Consider the following 21,090-nt stretch of genomic DNA (forward strand, 5'->3'; position numbering starts at 1 on the left):
CAGTCCGTCTGCCCGGGGGTCGGCCGGTGGTGGTGCTCGGCGTGCGGGGGATGTAACCGGGGCGGCCGGACGGATGTTCCCGGCCGGAGCCGCGCTCCGCGACCCTGACTGCTGCGGTGGGCTGCCAGGTATAACGACCCCGCCCGGCCACCGATTCCGCCGCGTGGGTGACCCCGACCTCAGGACGCGGGGTGCGAAACCGGACACCCACACACCGGAACCCCCGGAACCGGACATCAGGCCCCGGCGCCCAGGCGACACCGGACCCCGCCGCCGACCCGCCCGGAGACGACACCTCACCCCATGATCGTGCTCGATCCATGAAACAGGCCCCTCACCCGCGCAGGAGACCACTACAACCAGGATTGAGCACGATCATGCTGCGCGGCGGCCCAATCTCGGGCAGTGGGGATGAACAGCGGCGGACCGGATGTAGGCGGCGGCTGAGTCGAGGATCAGGACGTGGCGGGGTCGGTCTCTGGCACGGTGCGCTGAGTGGGGATGGTCGGGGTGCTCGGCCAGGGGACCTCGGGTGCGCGGTGGAAGGTGATCCCGGCGGCCGCCCAGCGCGGACCCTGACCGGCCAGCCGGTCACGGAAGTCGGCCCAGTCGTGGGTGGCCCGGGGTGACCAACCCAGCTCGGCGATGGCGGGGAGTCGGGGCAGGAGCAGGAACTCGATGTCGGCCAGCGAGGTGACCGACTCGGTCCAGAGCGGGGCTTCCACCCCGAGAACGGCGGTGGCGGGCACCTCGGCGACGTGTGTGCCCGGATCCCAGTCGTACGCCTTGCGCACGTCGATCAGGCCGGCCCAGTCGTGGCCGATCGGGGTGTCCGGGGCGTACTTCATGTCCAGGTAGGCGTGGTTGCCGGGGGAGACGATGAGTCGGGCGCCCCGACGGACCGCGTCGGCCGTGGTGGGGTCGTCGGCGTTCGTGCCCCACCACTGGAGGACCCGCCCGTCGAGGTGGGCGGCCGGTGCGAGCTGGTGCCAGCCGACGACCGTCTTGCCGAGGTCGGCCACGATGCGCTGGACCCGCTCGACGAAACCGGTGTAGACCTCGCCCTTGACCTTGAACGCCTCGTCGCCGCCGATGTGCAGCAACGGGCCGGGGGTGAGTGCGGCCACCTCGCCCAGCACGTCGGTGACGAAGTCGTACGTCCGTTCGTCGGCCGGGTCGACGTAGCTGAAACCGACCTCGGTGCCGGTGTACGGCGGCGGCGCGATCTTGTCTGGTGCCAGCTCCGGGTACGCGACAAGCGCCGAGTTGGTGTGCCCGGGGAGGTCGATCTCCGGGACGACGGTGATGTGGCGGGCGGCGGCGTAGGAGACGATCCGCCGGTAGTCCGCCTTCGTGTAGTGCCCCCCGGGGCCGCCACCGACCTCGGTCGTCCCGCCCACGGAGGTCAGCCTCGGCCAGGAGTCGACGGCGATCCGCCAACCCTGGTCGTCGGTGAGGTGCAGATGCAGGTGGTTGAGCTTGTAGCGGGCCAGGTGGTCCACCACGCGCAGGACGTCCTCGACGGTGAAGAAGTGCCGTGCGACGTCGAGCATCGCGCCCCGGTACGGGAAGCGGGGGGTGTCGGTGATGGTCCCGCCGGGCAGCGCCCACCGTGCGGTGACCGGGGTCGGGCTTTCGATGGCCGGTGGCAGCAGGTGGCGCAGGGTCTGCACGCCGTAGAACAGGCCGGTGGCGGTGCCGGCGGTGAGGCGTACCCCGTCGCGGGCGATGTCGAGCCGGTAGCCCTCCGCACCGAGGTCGACGGTCGCGTCCAGCACCAGCGCGATGCCGTCGACCCGCTCCGGCGCGTCGGTGGACGGCGGCGCAGGCGTGGCGGCGTCGGTGGCCGGCAGTGGACGGGAGGCGGCGTGGACGACCGGCAGCGGGTAGCCGGTGGCTGGGCGGAGCAGCTCGGCGAGTTGCGTGGCGACGGCCAGCGCGGCGGGGTCGGCGCTGACCACGATGACCGCTTCGGCCGGGAGCACCCAGTCCTCGGTCGGATCCGGCTGGACCTGCGCGGGGGCGGGGACGACGTCGGCCAGCCGATGCGGGGCCGACGGGGTGAGCAGGTCGCCCGCCGCCCGTTCGGCGGCCTGGGCCAGCGTGGCCGGGTCCGGTTCCCGCGTCGGCAGCGGCACCTCGCCGGTGGCGGGGGTGGCGGTGGGGCCGGGGGAGGGGGTGGTCGACACGGCGGCGACTCCGGGGGGTGTATTCGCGTCGGTTATGGCAAAAGTGAGGTTCACCGGCTGGCGTGTCGTCAAGCGTACGACGCTCGGCCGGGATGCGTGATGGTGCGCATGGAAGCGTTCCCAAAAACCGGTACGAACACGGATAGTCGTGATGGCTGTGCCAATTGTCACCGAACGGTCCCAGGTCGCCCGATGTTCGCTTAACCTTCGCCCACCGATCGGCGTCGACCCCGGGATTGCCGGCGGTCCGTCCCGGGGTAGGAAAAAACTGAACCTTCGTTAAGTGTCCATCCGGCGCGTGTGTGGAGGCTTTGGTGGCAGCGCAAGGAACCGTCGATCACAAGTACGTCTACGACTTCTCCGAAGGCAACAAGGACCTCAAGGACCTGCTCGGCGGCAAGGGGGCGAACCTCGCCGAGATGACAAACCTCGGCCTGCCCGTTCCCCCCGGCTTCACCATCACCACCGAGGCCTGCCAGGCGTACCTCGCGACGGGACAGGAGCCGGACGGGCTCGCCGATCAGATCGAGGCGCACCTGGAATCGCTGGAGCGCGCGATGGGCAAGCGCCTCGGCGACCCGCAGGATCCGCTGCTGGTGTCCGTCCGCTCCGGCGCCAAGTTCTCCATGCCCGGCATGATGGAGACCGTCCTCAACGTCGGCCTCAACGACCAGAGCGTGGAAGGACTCGCACGACAGGCCGGCGGCGCGGGCGATCAGGCCGCCTCCGGCGGCAACGACAGGTTCGCCTGGGACTCCTACCGCCGCCTGATCCAGATGTTCGGCAAGACCGTCTGCGAGGTGCCGGGCGAGGAGTTCGAGCACGCGCTCGACGAGATCAAGAGCGCCAAGGGTACGCAGAACGACCTCGACCTGGACGCGGACGACCTGCGCGGGCTGGTCGACGCGTACAAGAAGATCTTTGTGAAGCACACCGGTCGGGAGTTCCCGCAGCAGCCGCGTGAGCAGCTCGACCTCGCGATCCGGGCGGTCTTCGAGTCGTGGAACGCCGAGCGCGCGGTGCTCTACCGTCGCCAGGAGCGCATCCCGGCCGACCTCGGCACCGCGGTCAACGTGGTGACCATGGTGTTCGGCAACCTGGGTCCCGATTCCGGCACCGGTGTCGCGTTCACCCGTGACCCGGCCAGTGGCGCGCAGGGCATCTACGGCGACTACCTGGCCAACGCCCAGGGCGAGGACGTGGTCGCCGGCATCCGCAACACGGTGCCGTTGCAGGAGTTGGCGCAGCTCGACAGGTCCTCCTACGAGGAGCTGCTCGGCATCATGGCCCGGCTGGAGGAGCACTACAAGGACCTGTGCGACATCGAGTTCACCATCGAGCGCGGCAAGCTGTGGATGTTGCAGACCCGGGTCGGCAAGCGCACCGCCGCCGCCGCGTTCGTCATCGCCGGGCAGCTCGTCGACGAGGGCCTGATCGACCTGGACGAGGCGTTGCACCGGGTCAACGGCGCACAGCTCGCCCAGCTCATGTTCCCGCGCTTCCAACTCGACCACGAGTTCGAGGCGGTCGCCACGGGCATCGGCGCGTCACCCGGCGCGGCGTCCGGCACCGTGGTCTTCACCTCCGCGCGGGCCGTCGAGCTGGCGGCCGAGGGGAGGTCGGTGATCCTGGTCCGCCGGGAGACCAACCCGGACGACCTGAACGGCATGATCGCCGCGCAGGGCATCCTCACCTCGCGCGGCGGCAAGACCAGCCACGCCGCCGTGGTGGCCCGGGGCATGGGCAAGACCTGCGTCTCCGGCGCCGACGAGATCGACGTGAACGTGCCGGCGAAGCGGTTCACCGTGGCCGGGCAGACCGTCGACGAGGGTGACGTCGTGTCCATCGACGGCACCACCGGCAAGGTCTACCTCGGCGAGGTGCCGGTCATGCCGTCGGAGGTGGTGCAGTACTTCGAGGGCAGCCTCGACCCGGAGCACATCGACAACGCGCTGGTGCGGGCCGTACACCGGATCATGACGCACGCCGACGGGAAGCGGCGGCTGGCGGTCCGCACGAACGCCGACACCGGCGCGGACGCGGCCCGGGCCCGGCGCTTCGGTGCCGAGGGCATCGGGCTGTGCCGCACCGAGCACATGTTCCTCGGCGACCGGCGGGAGTTGGTCGAGCGGCTGATCCTGGCTCGTGCCCCGGGTGAGCGGGAGGCGGCGCTGGCGGCGCTGCTGCCGTTGCAGCGGGCCGACTTCGAGGAGATCTTCCGCGAGATGGACGGCCTGCCGGTGACCGTCCGGCTGATCGATCCGCCGCTGCACGAGTTCCTGCCGCCGCTGGAGCAGCTCGCCGTCAACGTGGCGGTCGCCCAGGAGCGCGGCGAGGACGTCGCCAAGGAGGAGGCGCTGCTCGCCGCCGTCCGGCGGATGCACGAGGAGAACCCGATGCTCGGGCTGCGGGGCGTCCGCCTCGGTCTGGTCATCCCCGGCCTGTTCGCGATGCAGGTCCGGGCCATCGCCGAGGCGGCCGTCAGCTGCGCTCGCGGCGGCGGGACGGCGAAGCCGGAGATCATGGTGCCGCTGGTCGGGGCCGTGCAGGAGTTGGAGACGGTCCGCGCCGAGGCCGAGAAGATCATCGCCGAGGTGGTCGGGGACAGCGGGGTCGAGGTGCTGATCGGCACGATGATCGAGGTGCCCCGGGCCGCGTTGACCGCCGGGCAGATCGCCGAGGCCGCCGAGTTCTTCTCCTTCGGCACCAACGACCTGACCCAGATGGGCTGGGGTTTCTCCCGGGACGACGTCGAGGGCGCGTTCTTCTGGCGCTACCTCGAGCTGGGCATCTTCGGCATCTCGCCGTTCGAGTCGATCGACCGCGACGGCGTCGGCCGGCTGGTGCGGATCGCCGCCGAGGAGGGGCGGGCCGCCCGTCCGGGCCTGAAGTTGGGCGTGTGCGGCGAGCACGGCGGCGACCCGGACTCGGTGCACTTCTTCCACGAGGTCGGCCTGGACTACGTGTCCTGCTCCCCGTTCCGGGTGCCGGTGGCCCGGCTGGAGGCCGGTCGGGCCGTGGTGGAGACCGGCGGGTCGGACAGTCGTTGACGCGGGCCGGCGGCGGACCGGGTCACCCGGTCCGCCGCCGGCACCGACGATCAGATCGGCGGGCGCCGCCAGGTCGGCCGGGACGAGCGGCGCAACTGGGTGGGCAGGGTCGCCATCGGGGTACGCACGGCGAGTGGCGCGTGCCCATTCGGAACGGCGGTGGCGCCGCCACCGCCGACACGTGTGTCCAACACCGATCCGGTCCGCCGGGCCACCGCCCGAGCCTCCTGGTGCAGCGTCTCCAGATCCTCCACCGGCGACGCGGTGACCAGGGTCAGCAGGGCGGTGCGCCCCGCCGGGTAGGTCACCACGCAGCCAGCCGTCGTGCAGACCACCGACTCCCGGAACTCACCCCGCCGGACGGTGTCGGCCACCCGGTGCCCGAGCCCGAAACTGGCGGCGGCCAACGCGGCGAGATGGGTGGCGTCGGTGCTGGGCAGATCGCTGGAGATGAGCAACCCGTCGGTGCCGGCCAGCACCGTCCCGGCGACGTCGGGCCGGCGTCGACGCAGCCCGCGTAGCTCCGTACCCACCACCGTGTCTGCGTCCACGAGCTGCTCCCTTACCGGTCGGGATCTGCGTGTCGGTCGGCTCGTCACTTTCCGCGCTGGGAACGCTACCGCTGGCCACCTCCGCCCGCGAGCCTGTAACCCAGGGCGATCGGTCCACAACTCCGGGCCGATCGGCGGTTGTGGACGATTCAACGACGCGTCGGGGGCACGTCGACCAACCGTGACGGGCGTAACCTTGGCTCGCTCGCAAACGGCTGATTGCGTACGCCGTCGAACGGGAAAGGTGACTGAATGACAAGCGTCTGGGAGAACCTGACCGTCGACGCCCGCGATCCGGGCCGGCTGGCCCGCTGGTGGGCTGAGGCGCTCGGCTACCAGGTCATCAGGGACACTCCCGACGAGGTGGAGATCCGCCAGTCCGCGGACCGCCTGCCCGGCCTGGTCTTCGTGCCGGTGACCGAGGGCAAGGACCGCAAGAACCGGCTGCACCTCGACCTGCGCCCCGCCAACCGGGAGGCCGAGGTCGAGCGGCTCGTCGACATGGGTGCCCGGCACGTCGACATCGGCCAGGGCGACGTCGAGTGGACGGTGCTGGCCGATCCGGAGGGCAACGAGTTCTGCGTCCTGCGTGAGCGCGAGGAGTGAGCCGGTTTTGCGAGCCCCGCAGTCGCGAACACCGGCGGCTGCGTGAGCGCGAGGAGTAAGGCGGGCGCGCCGGACGCGCGGTTGGTGCGCGAGGCGCCCAAGGACACCGGGCACCGCCGGTCACCGTACGAGCGCGATCGTGCCCGGGTGCTGCACTCCGCGGCGTTCCGGCGGCTGGCCACCAAGACCCAGGTGCACACGGCCGGCACCGACGACTTCCTGCGTACGCGGCTGACGCACTCGCTGGAGGTGGCGCAGATCGCCCGGGAGATGGGTGCCCGGTTGGGCTGCGACCCGGACGTGGTCGACGTCGCCGGGCTCGCCCACGACCTCGGGCATCCGCCGTTCGGGCACAACGGCGAGTCCGCTCTGGACCTGCTGGCCACACCCTGCGGTGGCTTCGAGGGCAACGCGCAGACGTTGCGGGTGCTGACCCGGCTGGAGGCGAAGGTGCTCGCCCCGGACGGCTCGCCCGCCGGCCTCAACCTGACCCGGGCGTCGCTCGACGCGATCGGCAAGTATCCCTGGCCGCGTCGCCCCGGGCAGCGCAAGTTCGGGGTGTACGCGGACGACGCGCCGGTCTTCGGCTGGATCCGGGCCGGTGCGCCCGGCGACCGGCGCTGCCTGGAGGCGCAGGTGATGGACTGGGCCGACGACGTCGCGTACTCGGTGCACGACGTGGAGGACGGCATCCACGGCGGGTACGTCACGCTGGGTCCGCTGCTCGCGGACGCCGACGAGCGGGCCGCGCTCTGCGCCGACGTGGCCGCCGCCTACTCCGGCGAGTCCGCGGCCGACCTGGCCGAGGTGCTGGTGGACCTGCTGGCCGACCCGCTGCTCGCCCCGCTCGCCGGGTACGACGGCAGCCACCGCGCCCAGGTGGCGCTGAAGGCCACCACCAGCGGACTGACCGGCCGGTTCGTCTCGGCGGCGGTGGCCGCCACCGAGGAGCGCTCCGGTCCCGGCCCGCACCGCCGCTACGACGCCGATCTGGTGGTGCCGAGGCTGGTCCGGGCGCAGTGCGCGCTGCTCAAGGGCATCGCCCTGCGGTACGTGATGCGCCGTTCCGGTTACCGGGGCCGCTACGAACGACAGCGGACGATGCTTGCCGAGGTGGTGGCCGCGCTGCTCCGGCACGCCCCGGACGGGCTCGATCCGATCTTCGCTCCGCTGTGGCGGGCGGCCCCGGACGACACCGCCCGACTGCGGGTGGTGATCGACCAGGTCGCCTCGCTCACCGACCCGGCGGCGGTGACCTGGCACACCCGCCTGACCGGTAGGAGCGCACCGCCGACCGACCACGAGCCAGCTTAGGCTAGCCTAACTGACATGACGGAACGTCCCAGGAACGTCACCTCGGCCCACGTGCTGCGCACCGAGCGGCCCACCCCGCACCTGATCCGGCTCGTCCTCGGTGGGGACGAGCTGGTCGGCCTGCCGGTCGGGGAGTTCACCGACCACTACATCAAGCTGGTGTTCCCGCAGCCCGGCGTCGCGTACCCGCAGCCGTTGGACCTCGCCGCGATCCGCCGGGACCTGCCTCGGGAGCAGTGGCCCCGGCTGCGCGCGTACACCGTGCGGCGGTGGGACCCGCTGGCCGAGGAGCTGACCGTGGACGTGGTGCACCACGGCGACGAGGGGTTGGCCGGCCCGTGGGCCGCCGCGCTGCGTCCGGGTGACCCGGTGCACTTCGTCGGCCCCGGCGGGGCGTACGCGCCGAGCCCGGACGCGGACTGGCACCTGCTGGTCGGCGACGAGAGCGCCCTGCCGGCGATCGCCGCCGCGTTGGAGCGGCTGCCGCTGGGCGCGCCGGCCCACGTCTTCGTGGAGATCGGCGACCCGGCGGACGAGCAGAAGCTGCTCAGCCCCGGCGCGGTCGAGCTGACCTGGTTGCACCGGGGCGACCGCCCGGTGGGCGAGGCGCTGGTCGCTGCGGTACGCGCGCTGGAGTTCCCGATCGGCCAGGTGCACGCGTTCGTGCACGGCGAGGCGGCCTTCGTCCGGGACCTGCGCCGGCTGCTGCGCGGCGAGCGGGGCGTGCCCCTCGACCGGCTCTCCATCTCCGGGTACTGGCGACGCGGCATGGACGACGAGGGCTGGCGCTCCACCAAGGCCGACTGGAACAACCAGGTGGCAGCCGAGGAGGCCACCGCCGCCTGAGGGTCGTTCAACCCTCCTGCGTCTGGTTCGACTCCCGGGCGCTGGTGAGTCGTCGGCTGAGCAGCACGGCGTACCCGACGATCGCCGCCGCGAGCAGGGACAGCATCAACTTCGGCTCGTGCACCGTCGCGGTGATCAGGCTGACCGAGAGCACCCCGTAGGCGGCGATCGCCAACCGGGCGCGGCTCGGTCGGGTCCACAGCCAGTACAGGGCCAGGCCACACAACGTCCAGATCACCATCGACGCGCCCAGCAGCAGCCGCAGCTCCAGCGGCAGGCGGGCCGCGTTGTCGTCGACAAGCCGGACCACCTGGCCGAGCGACCAGCCGAGCAGCAGCAGCGCGCCGCCGAGGGGAATGTGCAGGAAGCTGTACGCCTGCCCGCCGCGTAGGCGGCTCTGGAGGAGTCGGGTGGTGACGAATGTGGTGTAGACCCACCAGACGGCCGCCGGGATCAGGAAGGCCATCGCGGCGGTGAGGATCATGTGCGGCGGAGGGTGGTCCGGCACCGCGAAGAGCAGGCTGGCCAGCGCGCTGCCGAGCACGATGATGGTGAACTGGCCGATCCGTTCCGGCAGGTGCCGGTTGTCCACCGGCCAGCGGTTGAGCCAGCGGACCCCGACCCACGGCGTGGCCAGTTCGATGACCATCGCGACGATCCACAGGACGGGACGCAGCTCGGTGGGCGCCATCAGCGACACCAGCCAGATCAGCCAGCCCGACCCGAAGCCGATCAGGTAGACGGTCGTCACCAGGCGGGCCATCGGGCTGGTCGGACGGGCCCGCAGGTACAGCAGGAGCAGCACGCCCCGCACGATCAGGTAACCGACCGGCAGGAGCACGCTCTCCGGCACCTCGTCGACCCCGAGTGTCATCGCGCCCGCGCCGACCAACGCGACAAGCACCAGCAGTCGGTGCGGCGCGTCGTCCGGGTCGAACCGGGTGTCGTAGTAGACCTGCCCCAGCCAGGCCCACTGGATCACCACGAAGAGCCCGATCACGGCCAGCACGGCCGTCGGCGACGGGCTCGGCTCGTTGCCCAGCCGGGCCGCCACCGCCGCCAGCGCGTACACGAAGATGAGGTCGAGGAACAGCTCCAGCCACGTGGCGTGCCGGTGGCCAGCCTCGTCGGTCCGCGGGGCCAGTCCACGCAACCCCATCCGGCTGGCCAGCCAGTTCGGTACGTGGGGGGCTCCGGTCCGTACCCTGCGCATCTGGTCATGGTCCCCGGGCGGACCCGGCCCGCGGGCCGGAACCGCCCAGCCGGCAGCGGTGGCCGCCACACCGGCATCCCCCGGCCGGCGTGTCGTCGGTCCGGCAGGGCAGGATGTACGCCGAGGGGGTGGCGCATGGCTGGGCGGATCCGGGACGAGGACATCGCACTGGTCCGGGAACGCACCTCGATCGGGGATGTGATCTCCGAGACCGTCACCCTGAAGTCCGCCGGCGGCGGCAACCTGAAGGGCCTGTGCCCGTTCCACGACGAGAAGAGCCCGTCGTTCAACGTGTCCCCGGCCCGCAACGTCTGGTACTGCTTCGGTTGCGGGGCCGGCGGCGACGCCATCAAGTTCCTGATGGACGCCGACCACCTCAGTTTCGTGGAGTCCGTCGAGCGGTTGGCCGGCCGTGCCGGCATCCAACTGCGCTACATCGAGGACGACAAGGGCACCCCGCGCCCCCGCCCGCAGCAGGGTCAACGGCAGCGCCTGGTCGCCGCGCACGCCGCCGCCGTCGAGTTCTACCGGGCGCAGCTCAGCACGGCGGGCGCCCGGCCGGCCCGGGAGTTCCTGGCCAAACGGGGCTTCGACCGGGCCGCCGCCGAGCGCTACGGCTGTGGCTTCGCGCCGGAGGGCTGGGACCCGCTCACCAAGCACCTGCGCCAGCAGGGCTTCACCCACCAGGAGCTGGTCACGGCCGGGCTGTCCCGGGAGTCCCGCTCCGGCACCCTGATCGACAGGTTCCGCCGTCGGCTGCTCTGGCCGATCCGCGACCTCGCCGGCGACGTGATCGGCTTCGGCGCGCGCAAGCTCTTCGACGACGACGACGGCCCGAAGTACCTGAACACCCCTGAGACGCCGATCTACAAGAAGTCGCACGTGCTCTACGGCATCGACCAGGCCAAACGAGAGATCGCCAAGCAGGGCCGGGCGGTCATCGTCGAGGGTTACACCGACGTGATGGCCTGCCACCTGGCCGGGGTGACCACGGCGGTGGCGACCTGCGGCACCGCGTTCGCCGCGGACCACATCTCCGTGCTGCGGCGGCTCCTGTTCGACAGCGACGAGGTGGCCGGCGAGATCATCTTCACCTTCGACGGTGACGCCGCCGGCCAGAAGGCCGCACTGCGGGCCTTCGAGGACGACCAGCGGTTCGTCGGGCGCACGTTCATCGCGGTCAGCCCGGACAACATGGACCCGTGCGACCTGCGGCTGGCCAAGGGTGACCTGGCCGTGCGGGATCTGGTCGCCCGCCGGGAGCCGCTCGTCGACTTCGCGCTGCGTCACGTGATCAGCCGCTTCGACCTGGACACCGTCGACGGCCGGGTCGAGGCCATGCGTCACGCCGCGCCGCTTGTCGCGCGACTCAAGGACCGGGAAAAGCGCCCCGAGTACGTCCGCAAGCTCGCCATGGACCTCGGGATGGAGATCGAGCCGGTGCAGCGGGCGGTGCTCGCCGCCGCCAACACCCCGCCGCCCGGCACGCGCGACGCCGCCCCCGGCAACCGCGCCGCCGCCTCCGGCGCCCGGCCCGCCCCGGCTCGCCCCGAACCGGCCCTGGACAGCCCGCAGTCGATGGTCGAGCGGGAGGCGCTGAAGCTCGCCCTCCAGCAACCGGTCCTGGCGGGGCCGATGTTCGACGCGGTCGAGGCGCCCGAATACCGCCACCCGGTGCACGTCGCGGTGCGTACCGCCATCGCGACCGCCGGTGGGGCCGCGTCGGCGACTGGCGGCGCGGTCTGGATCGAGTCGGTCCGGGACGCCTGCGAGGATCTGGCCGCGGCGGCCCTCGTCGGTGAGTTGGCGGTGGAGCCGCTGCGCATCGACGGCGAACCGGACCCGCGCTACGTGTCGATCACGATGGCGCGGGTGCAGTTCGGGTCGGTGACCGCCCGCGTCCGGGACCTCAAGTCGCGCATCCAGCGGATCAACCCGGTCAACAACAAGGACGAGTACTTCGCCGCCTTCGGTGAGCTGCTGTCCCTGGAGCAGCATGCCCGGGCGTTGCGTGAGCAGGCTGCGGGAGGCCTCTAGATGGGACTGTTCAGCCGCAAGCCGAAGCTGCCACCGGCCGACCGGCCGCCGCTGGCCCCGGACGAACGGGTGCTGGCCTGGGCGGCCGTCGGCAACGGCGAGGGCGACGGGGTGGTGGTCGCCAGCAACCTCGGGCTGTGGCTGCCCGGTCGAGGGCACCGGCTCGGCTGGCACACCATCCTCAAGGCGGTCTGGTCCGGCCGGGAGCTGACCGTCACACCGGCCGAGACAGTTGCCGAACGCGACGGTTACACGCTCGTCGCCGACGGCCCGGCCGAGACCTACTTCCTCCTCGATCCGCAGGAGCTGCCACACCAGGTGCGGGCGCGGGTGACGCGTTCGGTCGCGTACACCGAGCACCAGCCGGTGCCCGGCGGCGCGGCGCGGGTCGCGGCCCGCCGCGTGGCGGGGGCCGACGGTCTCACCTGGACGGTCCGCCTCGATCCCGGCACCCCGGCGGACGACGAGGCCCTGCTCGCCGAGACCGACCGCCTGGTCGGCGTGGCCCGCGCCGCCACGGCTCCGGGCGACCTCTGAGCGAACGCTCGGTTGCTCAACTCCCCTGGTAGTAGCGGCTGGCGCCGGGATGCAGCGGGATCGGCTCGCTCAGCGCGGCGCTGGCCCGGGTGAAGTTCGCCGCCTCGGGATGGACGGCGATCAGCTCTCTCTGGTGGTCGAAGAGCGTCCGGGTGAGGTCGTACGCCAGGCCGTCGGGCATGTCGGCGCTGACCAGGATCACGTTCGCCACGGTGATGGTGGGCGCGTCACTCGCCGTGTTGTAGACGTTGGCGGTCAGCGTCGCGGTGGTGTAGACGGGGCCGTAGCCCTTCTGTAACGGCTGGAGGAGGTTGTCCAGCGGCAGTAGCCGGAACGCCCCCGGTGAACTGGTGAGCAGGTCCTTGATGCCGGGGGTGGGCAGACCACCGGAGAAGAACAGGGCGTCCAGCCTTCCGGCCCGCATCTGTTTCACCGTCTCGGGCAGCGACAGGGTGAGCCGTCGGACGTCGCGGTCCGGATCGAGGCTGGCCGCGGTGAGCAGCCGGCCGGCGATGATGTCGGTGCCGGACTTCGGCGAGCCGGTGGAGACCCGCTTGCCGCGGAGGTCGGCGACGTTCTCGATCTTGCTGTCGGCGCGCACGATCAGATGCGTGTAGTTGCTGTAGATGCGGGCCAGCGCGCGAACCGGCTGCGGCTTCCCGTCGAACGCGCCCTTTCCGGCGATGGCGTCGGCAGCGGTGTCGGCGAGACTGAACGCGATCTCCATGTCGCCGGTGGTCAGGCGGTTGATGTTCTCCACCGAGGCGCCGGTCGGTTCGGCCCGTGCCTCGTAGCCGGGCAGATTCCGATTGATCAGGTCCGCGTAACCGCCGCCGAGTTGGTAGTAGACGCCTGTGGTGTTGCCGGTGGCCAGGAAGATGCGCCCGCCGTGCCAGGCGTCCGACGGGGGCGACTCGCCACCGCAACCGGCGACGAGCACGGCCAGCAGCAGCGCCGCCACCAGCCGCCGCACTCGTGTGGTCACCGGCGTACCGCCGGCTCCAGGGCCTCGGCCACTCGCTGTACCAGGGTTGCGGTCTCGTAGCCGATCTGGCCGAGGTCACAGCCGGGTGCCGCGAGCACGCCGAGCAGCGCGCGTGAGCCGACCGCCATCACCAGCAGCACACCGCCGTCCATGTCGACGATCTGCTGGCGTACGCGGCCGGCGGACATCAGTCGGGCCGCGCCGACGGTCAGACTCGCCAGTCCGCTGATCACGGCGGCGAGTTGATCGACCTGGTCGATCGAGAGGTGTGGGGAGGCGGCCAGTCGAAGCCCGTCCTCGGAGACCGCGAGGGCGTGCGACACGTCCGGAACCTGGTCCACGAAGTTCGCGAGCAGCCAGTCCAGACCTGTTGGCGCGGGTGTGGTCATCGGATTCTCCCGTTGGGTGTCGTGTACGGGTTGGAGCGGGCGGCGCTCGCGACGCCTTCGGCGAGGGCGGTGAGGCGACGCCGGACCACCTCGGGGTCGAGCAGATCCGACTCGCTGACGGGGGACGGTGGTGGGGACAGGTGCTCGGGTAGCTGCGCGGGCAGTTGGTCACCGCGGCTCCGACGAGGCAGCCCGCCGGCGGTGAACTGCGGGGTCGGTGGGGCGGCCGGCGGCGGCGCGGGAGCAGCGCTGGGAATCGGCCCGGTGGGCGGCGGTACCGTGGCGACGCCGCGAGCCTGCCCGCCCGCCGCGCCCTGGGCGGCGACAAGTGGCCGTGCCCCGGCGGCAGCGTTGCTGGCCGGTCGGAACCAGGCCGCCGGCCGTCCGGCCAGTGGCCGACCCGCCACGGGCTGGTGATGGGCGACCGTCTCGATCCGGGTCAACAGCTGGTCGGGGAGTTGCACCTGGGCGATGGTGCCGCTGTCGGTGCTGTAGAGCTGCACCCGAATCCCGTACCGGACGGCCAGGTGAGCCACGACGTGCAGTCCCATGCTGCCGGCCGCCGCACTGCTGATCATGGCTGGCCTCGCGAGCCGGTCGTTGATCGACGCCAGTCGGCCCGGCCGGATGCCGATTCCGTGGTCGTGGACCCGCAGCAGCAGCCCGTCCACCGTCTGCCGGCCGTCGACCAGCACGGGCGTGTGCGGCGGTGAGTAGACGGTGGCGTTCTCCAACAGTTCGGCGAGCAGGTGCACCAGGCTGCCGACCGCCGCGCCGTGCACCCCGGCCGCCGGCAGGTTCAGCTCCACCCGGGGATAGTGCTCGATCTCCGAGGCCGCCGCCCGGACCACGTCCTCCAGGTGCAGCGGAGTCTCGTGCCCCCGGCTCGGCTCCCCGCCGGAGAGGACCAGCAGGTTCTCCCCGTTGCGACGCAGGCGTGCGGCGAGGTGATCCAGTGCGAAGAGGCGTTCGAGGATCCGGGGATCGGTTTCCTCGCGCTCGAAGTCGTCCAGCAGCCGTAGCTGGCGGGTGATCAGGGTGCGGATCCGCCGGGCCAGCGCCTCGGCCATCCGCGTCATGTCCAGGCGCAACTCGGCCTGCGCGCCGGCAAGGCGCAGCGTGGCCTGGCTGACCGTGCCGAAAGCCGCGGCGACCTGGGCGACCTCGTCGTGACCACGCGCTATCGCGGCGGTGGCCGCGCCAGCGGCGCTCTCGTCCGGGCGCTCCGCCCCGGCGGCGATGGCGGTGATCCGCTCCGGTAGCTCGTGGTTCGCCATGGCCAACGCCGCGGCCCGCAGGCGGCTCAACCGCCGGCTGATCCGGATCGCCAGCACCACGGCCGTGATCAGCGAGCCGAGCGCCACGGCGCCGGTCACCCCACCGGTGAGCAGGGCCTTCCTCAGCGTGTCCTGGGCCAGCGCCGCCGCGTCGCGGTCGAGGTCCTCGGAGAGTTCACGGCCGAGCAGGTTGTATCGGCGCAGGGTGCCACTCTGCGCCACGAACCAGGCGTCGCCATCGGTCTTCATCGCCTCGGCGCCACCGTCGGTCTCCAGCACCGCGTTCCGCATGGTGCGGGCCGTCTCCACGTCACCGCCGGTCAGCAGCCGGGCCCAGGACCTGCTCGCCGTGTCGGTCGCGATCCGGAGGAACTCGGCCTCGCGCTGCTCCTGAGCACCGTTGAGCGAACCCAGCGAGGCAAGCTCGCCGGCGTCGAGGCGGCCCCGGACGAAGACGGCGCGCAGCAGGTCACGTTCGACGGAGGCCAGGTGCTCCTGGGTGGCGACGGAGGCGACCTCCCGGGCGGCGTTGGCCAACTCCGGGTCACGCAACTGAGCCGGCAGCGCGTCCGCGACGGCCAGCAGGGACTCGACGGTACGGGCGTACGCCGTGTCCGCCTCAGTGCCGATCAGCGCCAGGGCGCGGTTGGGGGAGAGCCCATCGAGTTGACCTCTGGCCCTGCCGAGCACCGACGTCAGCTCGGGCACCGACTCCCGGGCCTGCTCATCGGCGGAGCGGAACCGCTCGACGGCAGCGTCGACGCGGCGCCGTTGGGCGTCCACGAGTGGCCGTCCGGCGGTGCCGCCGCGTTGGCGCAGCGCCGCCGTCTCGCCGAGTTCCCGCTCCAGTTCGTGAACCAGCTGGACGGTGACGGTGGCGGTGCCGGAGAGGACACGGGCCCGGTCGGCGTCCGCGCTGGCGTCCAGGGCGGCCTTGGTCTGCGCGGCACCGAGCACGGTCAGACTGATGATCGTCACCAGGATCGGCGCGAGTAGCTGGGTGCGGATCGAGCGAAGGTTCTCGAGAACACCGCCGGTGCGATGCTGGCGTACGTGGGCGGGGAGCGGCACGGGGGCCTCCCGGGTCGGGATGGTGCCCGGCCCGGGCGGTGAGCCCGGGCCGGGACGATCGGATCAGCTTGCGGCGTTCAGCTTCGTCAGCGCCGTGTCCGCCCCACGGTGCAGCTGCACCGGGTCGGTCTTGCGCGCGTTCGTCAGGTCGATGCCCTTGGCCGCCGGGTTGGCCTGGCTGAGGGCGTCCTTCTTCTCGAACACGGTCCTCGTGATGACGCAGGCGACGTTGGCGTCGAGGTCGTCGCGGACCAGCAGCACATTCGGCACCACGATGGTCGGGACGTCGGCGGGGGTCTGGTAGACGTCCTTGGCGATCGTGCCGGCCTGGTACGCGGGGTTCAGCTCTGCCATCTTCGGCAGCAGCGGGCTGATGTCGATGAACTTCACCTTGTCGGCCGCGGTGGTGAAGAGGTCGGTGACGCCGCCGGTCGGGGTGCCGCCGGACCAGAAGAAGCCGTCGATGCTGCCGTCCTTCATGCCGTCGACGGTCTTGGTCAGATCGAGTCGCTGTGCCTGGATGTCCTTTGCCGGGTCGAGGCCGGCCGCGGTGAGTAGCCGCTGCGCGATGACCTCGGTACCCGACTTGGGCGATCCGGTGGAGATCTTCTTGCCCTTCATCTCGGCGACCGAGGTGATTCCCGCGTCGGCCCGGACGACGACCTGGGTGTAGTTGTCGTAGATGCGCGCGAGCGCCTTCACCGGCTGCGGCCCCTTGAAGCTCCCCTTGCCCTGCGTCGCGTTGACCGCGGTGTCGAAGAGCGAGAAGGCGACGTCGTACTGTCCGGCGACGAGTTGCTCGATGTTCTGCACCGAGGCGCCGGTCTCGGCGGCGGTGCCGGTGAGCTTGCCGCCGCTGGCCGTGGCGAGTTGCCCGGCGAGCGCGTTGCCGACGACGTAGTAGACCCCGGTGGCGTTGCCGGTGGCGATGCCGACCCGGGTGTCCTTGGTGACCTCGCAGCCGACCGCGCTGGAGGTGTCGTCGGTGGCCGCATTCTTCTGACGGCCTCCGCATCCGGCGACGCCGGCCGTGAGCAGGGTGACTGCCCCGAGACTCGCGGCGATTCGCACGTTGATCCGTCTCACCTGTTCTCCTTCTGATGGTCTTTCTGGTTGACGCCCCTGCCGGCGGCGGCCGTCCGGTTGGCCGTTCCGCGACGGAGCAGAACACCCGCCACGGTGAGCGCGACCAGGGCGGCGCCGACCATGACGGGGACAGGTTCGAGCCACAGCAGAACCAGCCCGGCGAGCGCGCCGACGATCCGCTCGGGCCTTCCGGCCGGGCCGATGCCGGGCAGCCATCCACCGGCCGCCACCGCGAGCACCGCGACCCCGAGCGCGGTGGTCAGACCGGCCAGCAGGATGCGGTCCACCCCGCCGATACCGAGCAGCCCGAGCCCGGTTGGCGTGAGCACGAAGGCGATCGGGATGAGGTACGCGGGTAGCGCGTACCGCAGGGTCTGCCACATGGTCGGGACCAGTCGTCCGCCGGTGACGGCGGCGGCGGCCACCGCGGCGAGCGCGGTTGGCGGCGAGGCCTCGGAGAGCACCGCGAAGTAGAAGACGAACATCGCCGCGGCGGGTGCGGCGACGCCCAGGTTGAGCAGCGCGGGGCCGATGATCACCCAGCCGATCACGAACGAGGCGGTGACCGGCACGGCCAGGCCGAGCAGCGTGAGCGCGAGCGCGGCGAGCAGGGCGGTGAGCAGGAGCACGACGAATGGGTCGGAGCTGATCGCCTGGGCGCCGCTGAGCAGCAGCGCCGCAGCCTGCGGGCCGAGCCCGGTCTTGGTGGTGGTGGCGGTGATGATGCCGGCGGCGGCGCAGACCGCGGTGACCGCCAACACTCCGCGCACTCCGTTGCTGAGCGCCTCGATCAGGCGTGCGGCGGTGAGTCGGTGCCGCCGGTCCAGGAAGGAGAGCACGGCCGCCAACGCGGTGGCCAGCACCACCGCCCTGGTCGCCGAGGCGCCGAGGGCGAGCATCACGACGATCACGATCAGCGAGAGGAAGTGGTAGCCGAAACGGGCCAGTAGCGACCAGGCCGACCCGGCGTCGATCGTGACCCGACGTACTCCGGAGCGGCGGGCGTCGATCTCGACCGCGAGCAGGATGCCCAGGTAGTAGAGCAGGGTCGGCACGGTGGCCCAGCCGAGCACCTGGAGGTACGAGACGCCGAGGTACTCGGCGATGATGAACGCGGCGGCCCCCAGCGTCGGCGGTGACAGGATCGCGCCGACGCCGGCGGCGGCGAGCATGCCGCCGGCCCGCTCCGGCGGATAGCCGGCTCGGCGCAGGATCGGCCAGGTGACCGAGCCGATGCTGACCGTGGTGGCCGCACCCGAACCCGAGACGGTTCCGAGGAGGAAGCCGGCGGCCACCGCGGTGCGTCCCGGTGCGGTGCGGGAGCGGCGGAACGCGGCGGCGGAGAGTTCCACGAAGAACCGACCGGCGCCGGAGAGGTCCAGCACCGCGCCATAGATGGTGAAGAGCACGATGTACGAGGCGGCCACGTCCAGTGGGGTCCCGTAGAAGCCGCTGTCGGAGTTGTAGAACGCGTCGATGAGCTGCCCGAAGTCGAGACCGGCATGGGCCACCGGCCAGGACTGCGGCAGCAGCCCGCCGTAGTAGCCGAAGGCCAGGAAGAGCAGACAGACCGCCGGCAGGATCCACCCGGTGGTTCGGCGGCACGCCTCCAGCAGCAGGAGCAGCAGCACGGTGCCCAGCATCAGGTCGACCGGGTCGAGCAGCCCCTGTCGGTCGAGGAAGGCGTCGTATCCGCCGCCTCCCGTACCGACGGCCACCGGCAACACCGGGTAGAGGCAGCTCAGCAACGCGGCCACGGCGAGCACCCAGTCGACCGGGGTGGGGCGCATCCGGCTCGTCGGTCTGCTCGCCGGGTCGGTCCGCGCTGCCGGGGTGCCTCGTCGGGGCAGGCGCACTCCCGACGGATACGCCAGGAAGACCATCGGCAGGACGCCGGCGAGGAAGATGATCAGGTAGAACTTGCTGCCCTGAGCCAGCGGAAAGAAGACCTGGTAGATGGCGAGGAGCGCGACGGCAAGGGTGACGCCCGCGAAGAAGAAGCCGAGTGGCCCGGTGAAAACCCGGCCCGGTTTCTCGTCCTCGAACTGTGCGGTCAGCTCGCGGTCGGGCTGCCCGCCCACGGGCACGGGATCGGTCCCACCGGGTTCGGCGGCTGGCCCCTTCTCGGCGGCTGGCGTCAGCGGCTGTTCGTCGATGTCGGCCGGTGCGGGGGCGTCGTCGTTTCGGGGCGAGGGGACGGAGTCCTGAACAGGTTGGGCGGATGACACGCTGGGGGACACTACGGGGGACTGCGCTGTCTGGGAATATTGTTGATCGTGATTGCTGTGGGTGACTATTGTTTGCTGAGGGGAATCCCCGAGAATGTCGATTCTAGAATGGGATTCGTGTCTGCGGCAGTCGCGGACAGTCGGCGATTCGGCAGGTGGTGCAGGCTGCGTGGTCCCGCTCGCGGGGTCGGTGAGTGGTGGGAACCAACGGATACGCATCCCCAACATGTGATCACTAAAAGTCACATCATTCGTCGCGGCACGCCGGCTTCGCGCTGCTTTGCCCATCTTCGTCCGGTTCGGTCTTGCCCCGTCGCGAGGCGAAAAAACTTGCCGGTGTGACCTTCTTGTTATCGCGTCGGCCATCCGGGTGTTGCTGAATCCCGGAGCCTCTTTGCCGCCGACAAATTGCAAAGACCCGGCACTGCTGACGGTCCGGGCCATCCATGGTGATCTTGATCCGGTCGACGCGCTATTGGGGTGGTGCTGTCCGCGGTGTCGGTTCGGGGCCGGTGGTGCCTTCGGGCGACCACTCATTCCGGCTCGGATTGGGCTCAACGGCAAGATCGACGCGGTGGGGGGTGGGGTCTGGCGTCGAATTTGCGTGGAGGGTTGTCGGACCCGGCGGATAGGGTCTGGCGGTGACTTCGGGGCGGCCACTGATTCAGGCGCGAGGGTTGGTGAAGCGCTTCGGTGACTTCACCGCCGTGGATGGCATCGACGTCGAGGTGCGCTCGGGTGAGGCGTTCGGTTTCCTCGGCCCCAACGGCGCGGGCAAGTCCTCCACCATGCGGATGGTCGGGTGCACGTCCCCACCCAGCGGTGGTGAGCTGCGCATCCTCGGCATGGACCCGGTCGCCGACGGTCCGGCGATCCGAGCCCGGCTGGGCGTGTGCCCACAGTTGGACAATCTCGACCCGGAGCTGACCGTTCGGGAAAATCTGACGGTCTACGCACGCTACTTCGGCATCGCCCGCCGAGCGGCCCGGGAACGGGCCGACGAGTTGCTCGACTTCGTCCGGCTCACCGAGCGGGCCGACAGCAAGGTCGATCCGCTGTCCGGCGGGATGAAGCGCCGGTTGACCATCGCCCGCGCGCTGGTCAACGATCCGGAGATCGTGCTGCTCGACGAGCCGACCACCGGGCTCGACCCGCAGGCCCGGCACCTGGTGTGGGAGCGGCTGTTCCGGCTCAAGCAGCAGGGCGTCACGCTGGTGCTCACCACGCACTACATGGACGAGGCCGAGCAGCTCTGCGACCGGCTGGTGGTGATGGACGGCGGGCGGATCGTCGCCGAGGGCTCGCCTCGGGCGCTCATCGAGCGACACTCCACCCGGGAGGTGGTCGAGCTGCGCTTCGCCGCCGAGTCGCAGGAGCCGTTCGCCCGCAAGCTCGACGGCCTGGGGGAGCGGGTCGAGGTGCTGCCCGACCGGGTCCTGCTCTACGTGCCCGACGGCGACGCGGCGGTCGCCGACGTCGCCGCGCTCGGGCTCGACCCGGCCAACGTGCTGGTGCGGCGCAGCGGCCTGGAGGACGTCTTCCTGCACCTGACCGGCCGCACCCTGGTCGACTGACCCACTCGGCTGTCCGGAGATCGGGGTGTCGGCGTGGCGCTGACGCCCCGACTTCCCGGACGTCGAGTCGATCACGAGGCGGGGGCCGGGCACGGGCGCGCCGGGTTGCGGGCGGGCGACGGTTGACGGCTGCCGGG

General features: G+C 71.4%; 14 protein-coding genes and 1 pseudogene. 7 read left to right on the forward strand and 8 right to left on the reverse strand.

The annotated features are described in order from the left end of the window. Positions 1 to 455: 455 nt before the first annotated feature. Positions 456 to 2,138, reverse strand: coding sequence for a beta-N-acetylhexosaminidase (locus tag AB0C01_RS33335; RefSeq protein WP_357573049.1), 1,683 nt, complete (start codon positions 2,136 to 2,138; stop codon positions 456 to 458). 365 nt (positions 2,139 to 2,503) lie between these two features. Between AB0C01_RS33335 and ppdK the strand changes: the two genes are divergently transcribed. Then, the gene (gene ppdK, locus AB0C01_RS33340; protein WP_357244588.1) at positions 2,504 to 5,239 is read left to right on the forward strand and encodes a pyruvate, phosphate dikinase; all 2,736 of its coding nucleotides are present in this window, start codon (positions 2,504 to 2,506) and stop codon (positions 5,237 to 5,239) included. Between the two features lie 50 nt (positions 5,240 to 5,289). Here ppdK and AB0C01_RS33345 read toward each other — a convergent pair whose 3' ends face one another. Further along, the gene (locus tag AB0C01_RS33345; protein WP_357244591.1) at positions 5,290 to 5,790 is read right to left on the reverse strand and encodes a roadblock/LC7 domain-containing protein; all 501 of its coding nucleotides are present in this window, start codon (positions 5,788 to 5,790) and stop codon (positions 5,290 to 5,292) included. Positions 5,791 to 6,042: 252 nt separating this feature from the next. Here AB0C01_RS33345 and AB0C01_RS33350 point away from each other — a divergent pair, with 252 nt between their 5' ends. From AB0C01_RS33350 to AB0C01_RS33360, 3 genes are all read left to right on the forward strand, one after another. After that, complete coding sequence (locus AB0C01_RS33350) at positions 6,043 to 6,396, forward strand: VOC family protein (protein ID WP_357244594.1); 354 nt, start codon at positions 6,043 to 6,045, stop codon at positions 6,394 to 6,396. Positions 6,397 to 6,477: 81 nt separating this feature from the next. Further along, entirely contained in the window at positions 6,478 to 7,710 is a 1,233-nt protein-coding gene (locus tag AB0C01_RS33355; RefSeq protein ID WP_357245181.1) for a deoxyguanosinetriphosphate triphosphohydrolase, read from the forward strand. Positions 7,711 to 7,725: 15 nt separating this feature from the next. Continuing rightward, the gene (locus AB0C01_RS33360; RefSeq protein ID WP_357573039.1) at positions 7,726 to 8,556 is read left to right on the forward strand and encodes a siderophore-interacting protein; all 831 of its coding nucleotides are present in this window, start codon (positions 7,726 to 7,728) and stop codon (positions 8,554 to 8,556) included. A gap of 7 nt (positions 8,557 to 8,563) precedes the next feature. Here AB0C01_RS33360 and AB0C01_RS33365 read toward each other — a convergent pair whose 3' ends face one another. Next, a complete protein-coding gene (locus tag AB0C01_RS33365) occupies positions 8,564 to 9,769 on the reverse strand; it encodes a low temperature requirement protein A (protein WP_357244600.1) in 1,206 nt (401 codons plus the stop codon). A 113-nt stretch (positions 9,770 to 9,882) separates the two neighbouring features. On the opposite strand from AB0C01_RS33365, the pseudogene dnaG reads away from it, so the two are divergent. Both dnaG and AB0C01_RS33375 read left to right on the forward strand, forming a co-directional pair. Next, positions 9,883 to 11,806: pseudogene (gene dnaG, locus AB0C01_RS33370) on the forward strand (DNA primase). Then, positions 11,807 to 12,343 carry a hypothetical protein gene (locus tag AB0C01_RS33375; protein ID WP_357244616.1) on the forward strand — a complete coding sequence of 179 codons (537 nt, stop codon included), beginning with the start codon at positions 11,807 to 11,809 and terminating at the stop codon, positions 12,341 to 12,343. Positions 12,344 to 12,359: 16 nt separating this feature from the next. Here the strand turns inward: AB0C01_RS33375 and AB0C01_RS33380 are convergent, their stop codons facing one another. The 5 genes from AB0C01_RS33380 to AB0C01_RS33400 form a co-directional block, all read right to left on the reverse strand. After that, the gene (locus AB0C01_RS33380; protein WP_357244619.1) at positions 12,360 to 13,328 is read right to left on the reverse strand and encodes a TAXI family TRAP transporter solute-binding subunit; all 969 of its coding nucleotides are present in this window, start codon (positions 13,326 to 13,328) and stop codon (positions 12,360 to 12,362) included. Continuing rightward, positions 13,325 to 13,717, reverse strand: a complete 393-nt coding sequence (locus AB0C01_RS33385; protein ID WP_357244622.1) for a roadblock/LC7 domain-containing protein — start codon at positions 13,715 to 13,717, stop codon at positions 13,325 to 13,327. The genes AB0C01_RS33380 and AB0C01_RS33385 overlap by 4 nt, the downstream gene beginning before the upstream one ends. Further along, positions 13,714 to 16,065, reverse strand: a complete 2,352-nt coding sequence (locus AB0C01_RS33390) for a nitrate- and nitrite sensing domain-containing protein (RefSeq protein WP_357573040.1) — start codon at positions 16,063 to 16,065, stop codon at positions 13,714 to 13,716. The genes AB0C01_RS33385 and AB0C01_RS33390 overlap by 4 nt, the downstream gene beginning before the upstream one ends. 63 nt (positions 16,066 to 16,128) lie before the next feature. Further along, the gene (locus AB0C01_RS33395; protein ID WP_357244627.1) at positions 16,129 to 17,151 is read right to left on the reverse strand and encodes a TAXI family TRAP transporter solute-binding subunit; all 1,023 of its coding nucleotides are present in this window, start codon (positions 17,149 to 17,151) and stop codon (positions 16,129 to 16,131) included. After that, positions 17,148 to 19,238 carry a TRAP transporter fused permease subunit gene (locus tag AB0C01_RS33400; RefSeq protein WP_357245183.1) on the reverse strand — a complete coding sequence of 697 codons (2,091 nt, stop codon included), beginning with the start codon at positions 19,236 to 19,238 and terminating at the stop codon, positions 17,148 to 17,150. The genes AB0C01_RS33395 and AB0C01_RS33400 overlap by 4 nt, the downstream gene beginning before the upstream one ends. A 782-nt stretch (positions 19,239 to 20,020) precedes the next feature. On the opposite strand from AB0C01_RS33400, the gene AB0C01_RS33405 reads away from it, so the two are divergent. Then, positions 20,021 to 20,953, forward strand: coding sequence for an ABC transporter ATP-binding protein (locus tag AB0C01_RS33405; RefSeq protein ID WP_357244630.1), 933 nt, complete (start codon positions 20,021 to 20,023; stop codon positions 20,951 to 20,953). The last annotated feature ends 137 nt before the right edge of the window (positions 20,954 to 21,090 follow it).

The organism is Micromonospora sp. NPDC048905 (genome assembly GCF_040649655.1).
Lineage (GTDB): Bacteria > Actinomycetota > Actinomycetes > Mycobacteriales > Micromonosporaceae > Micromonospora.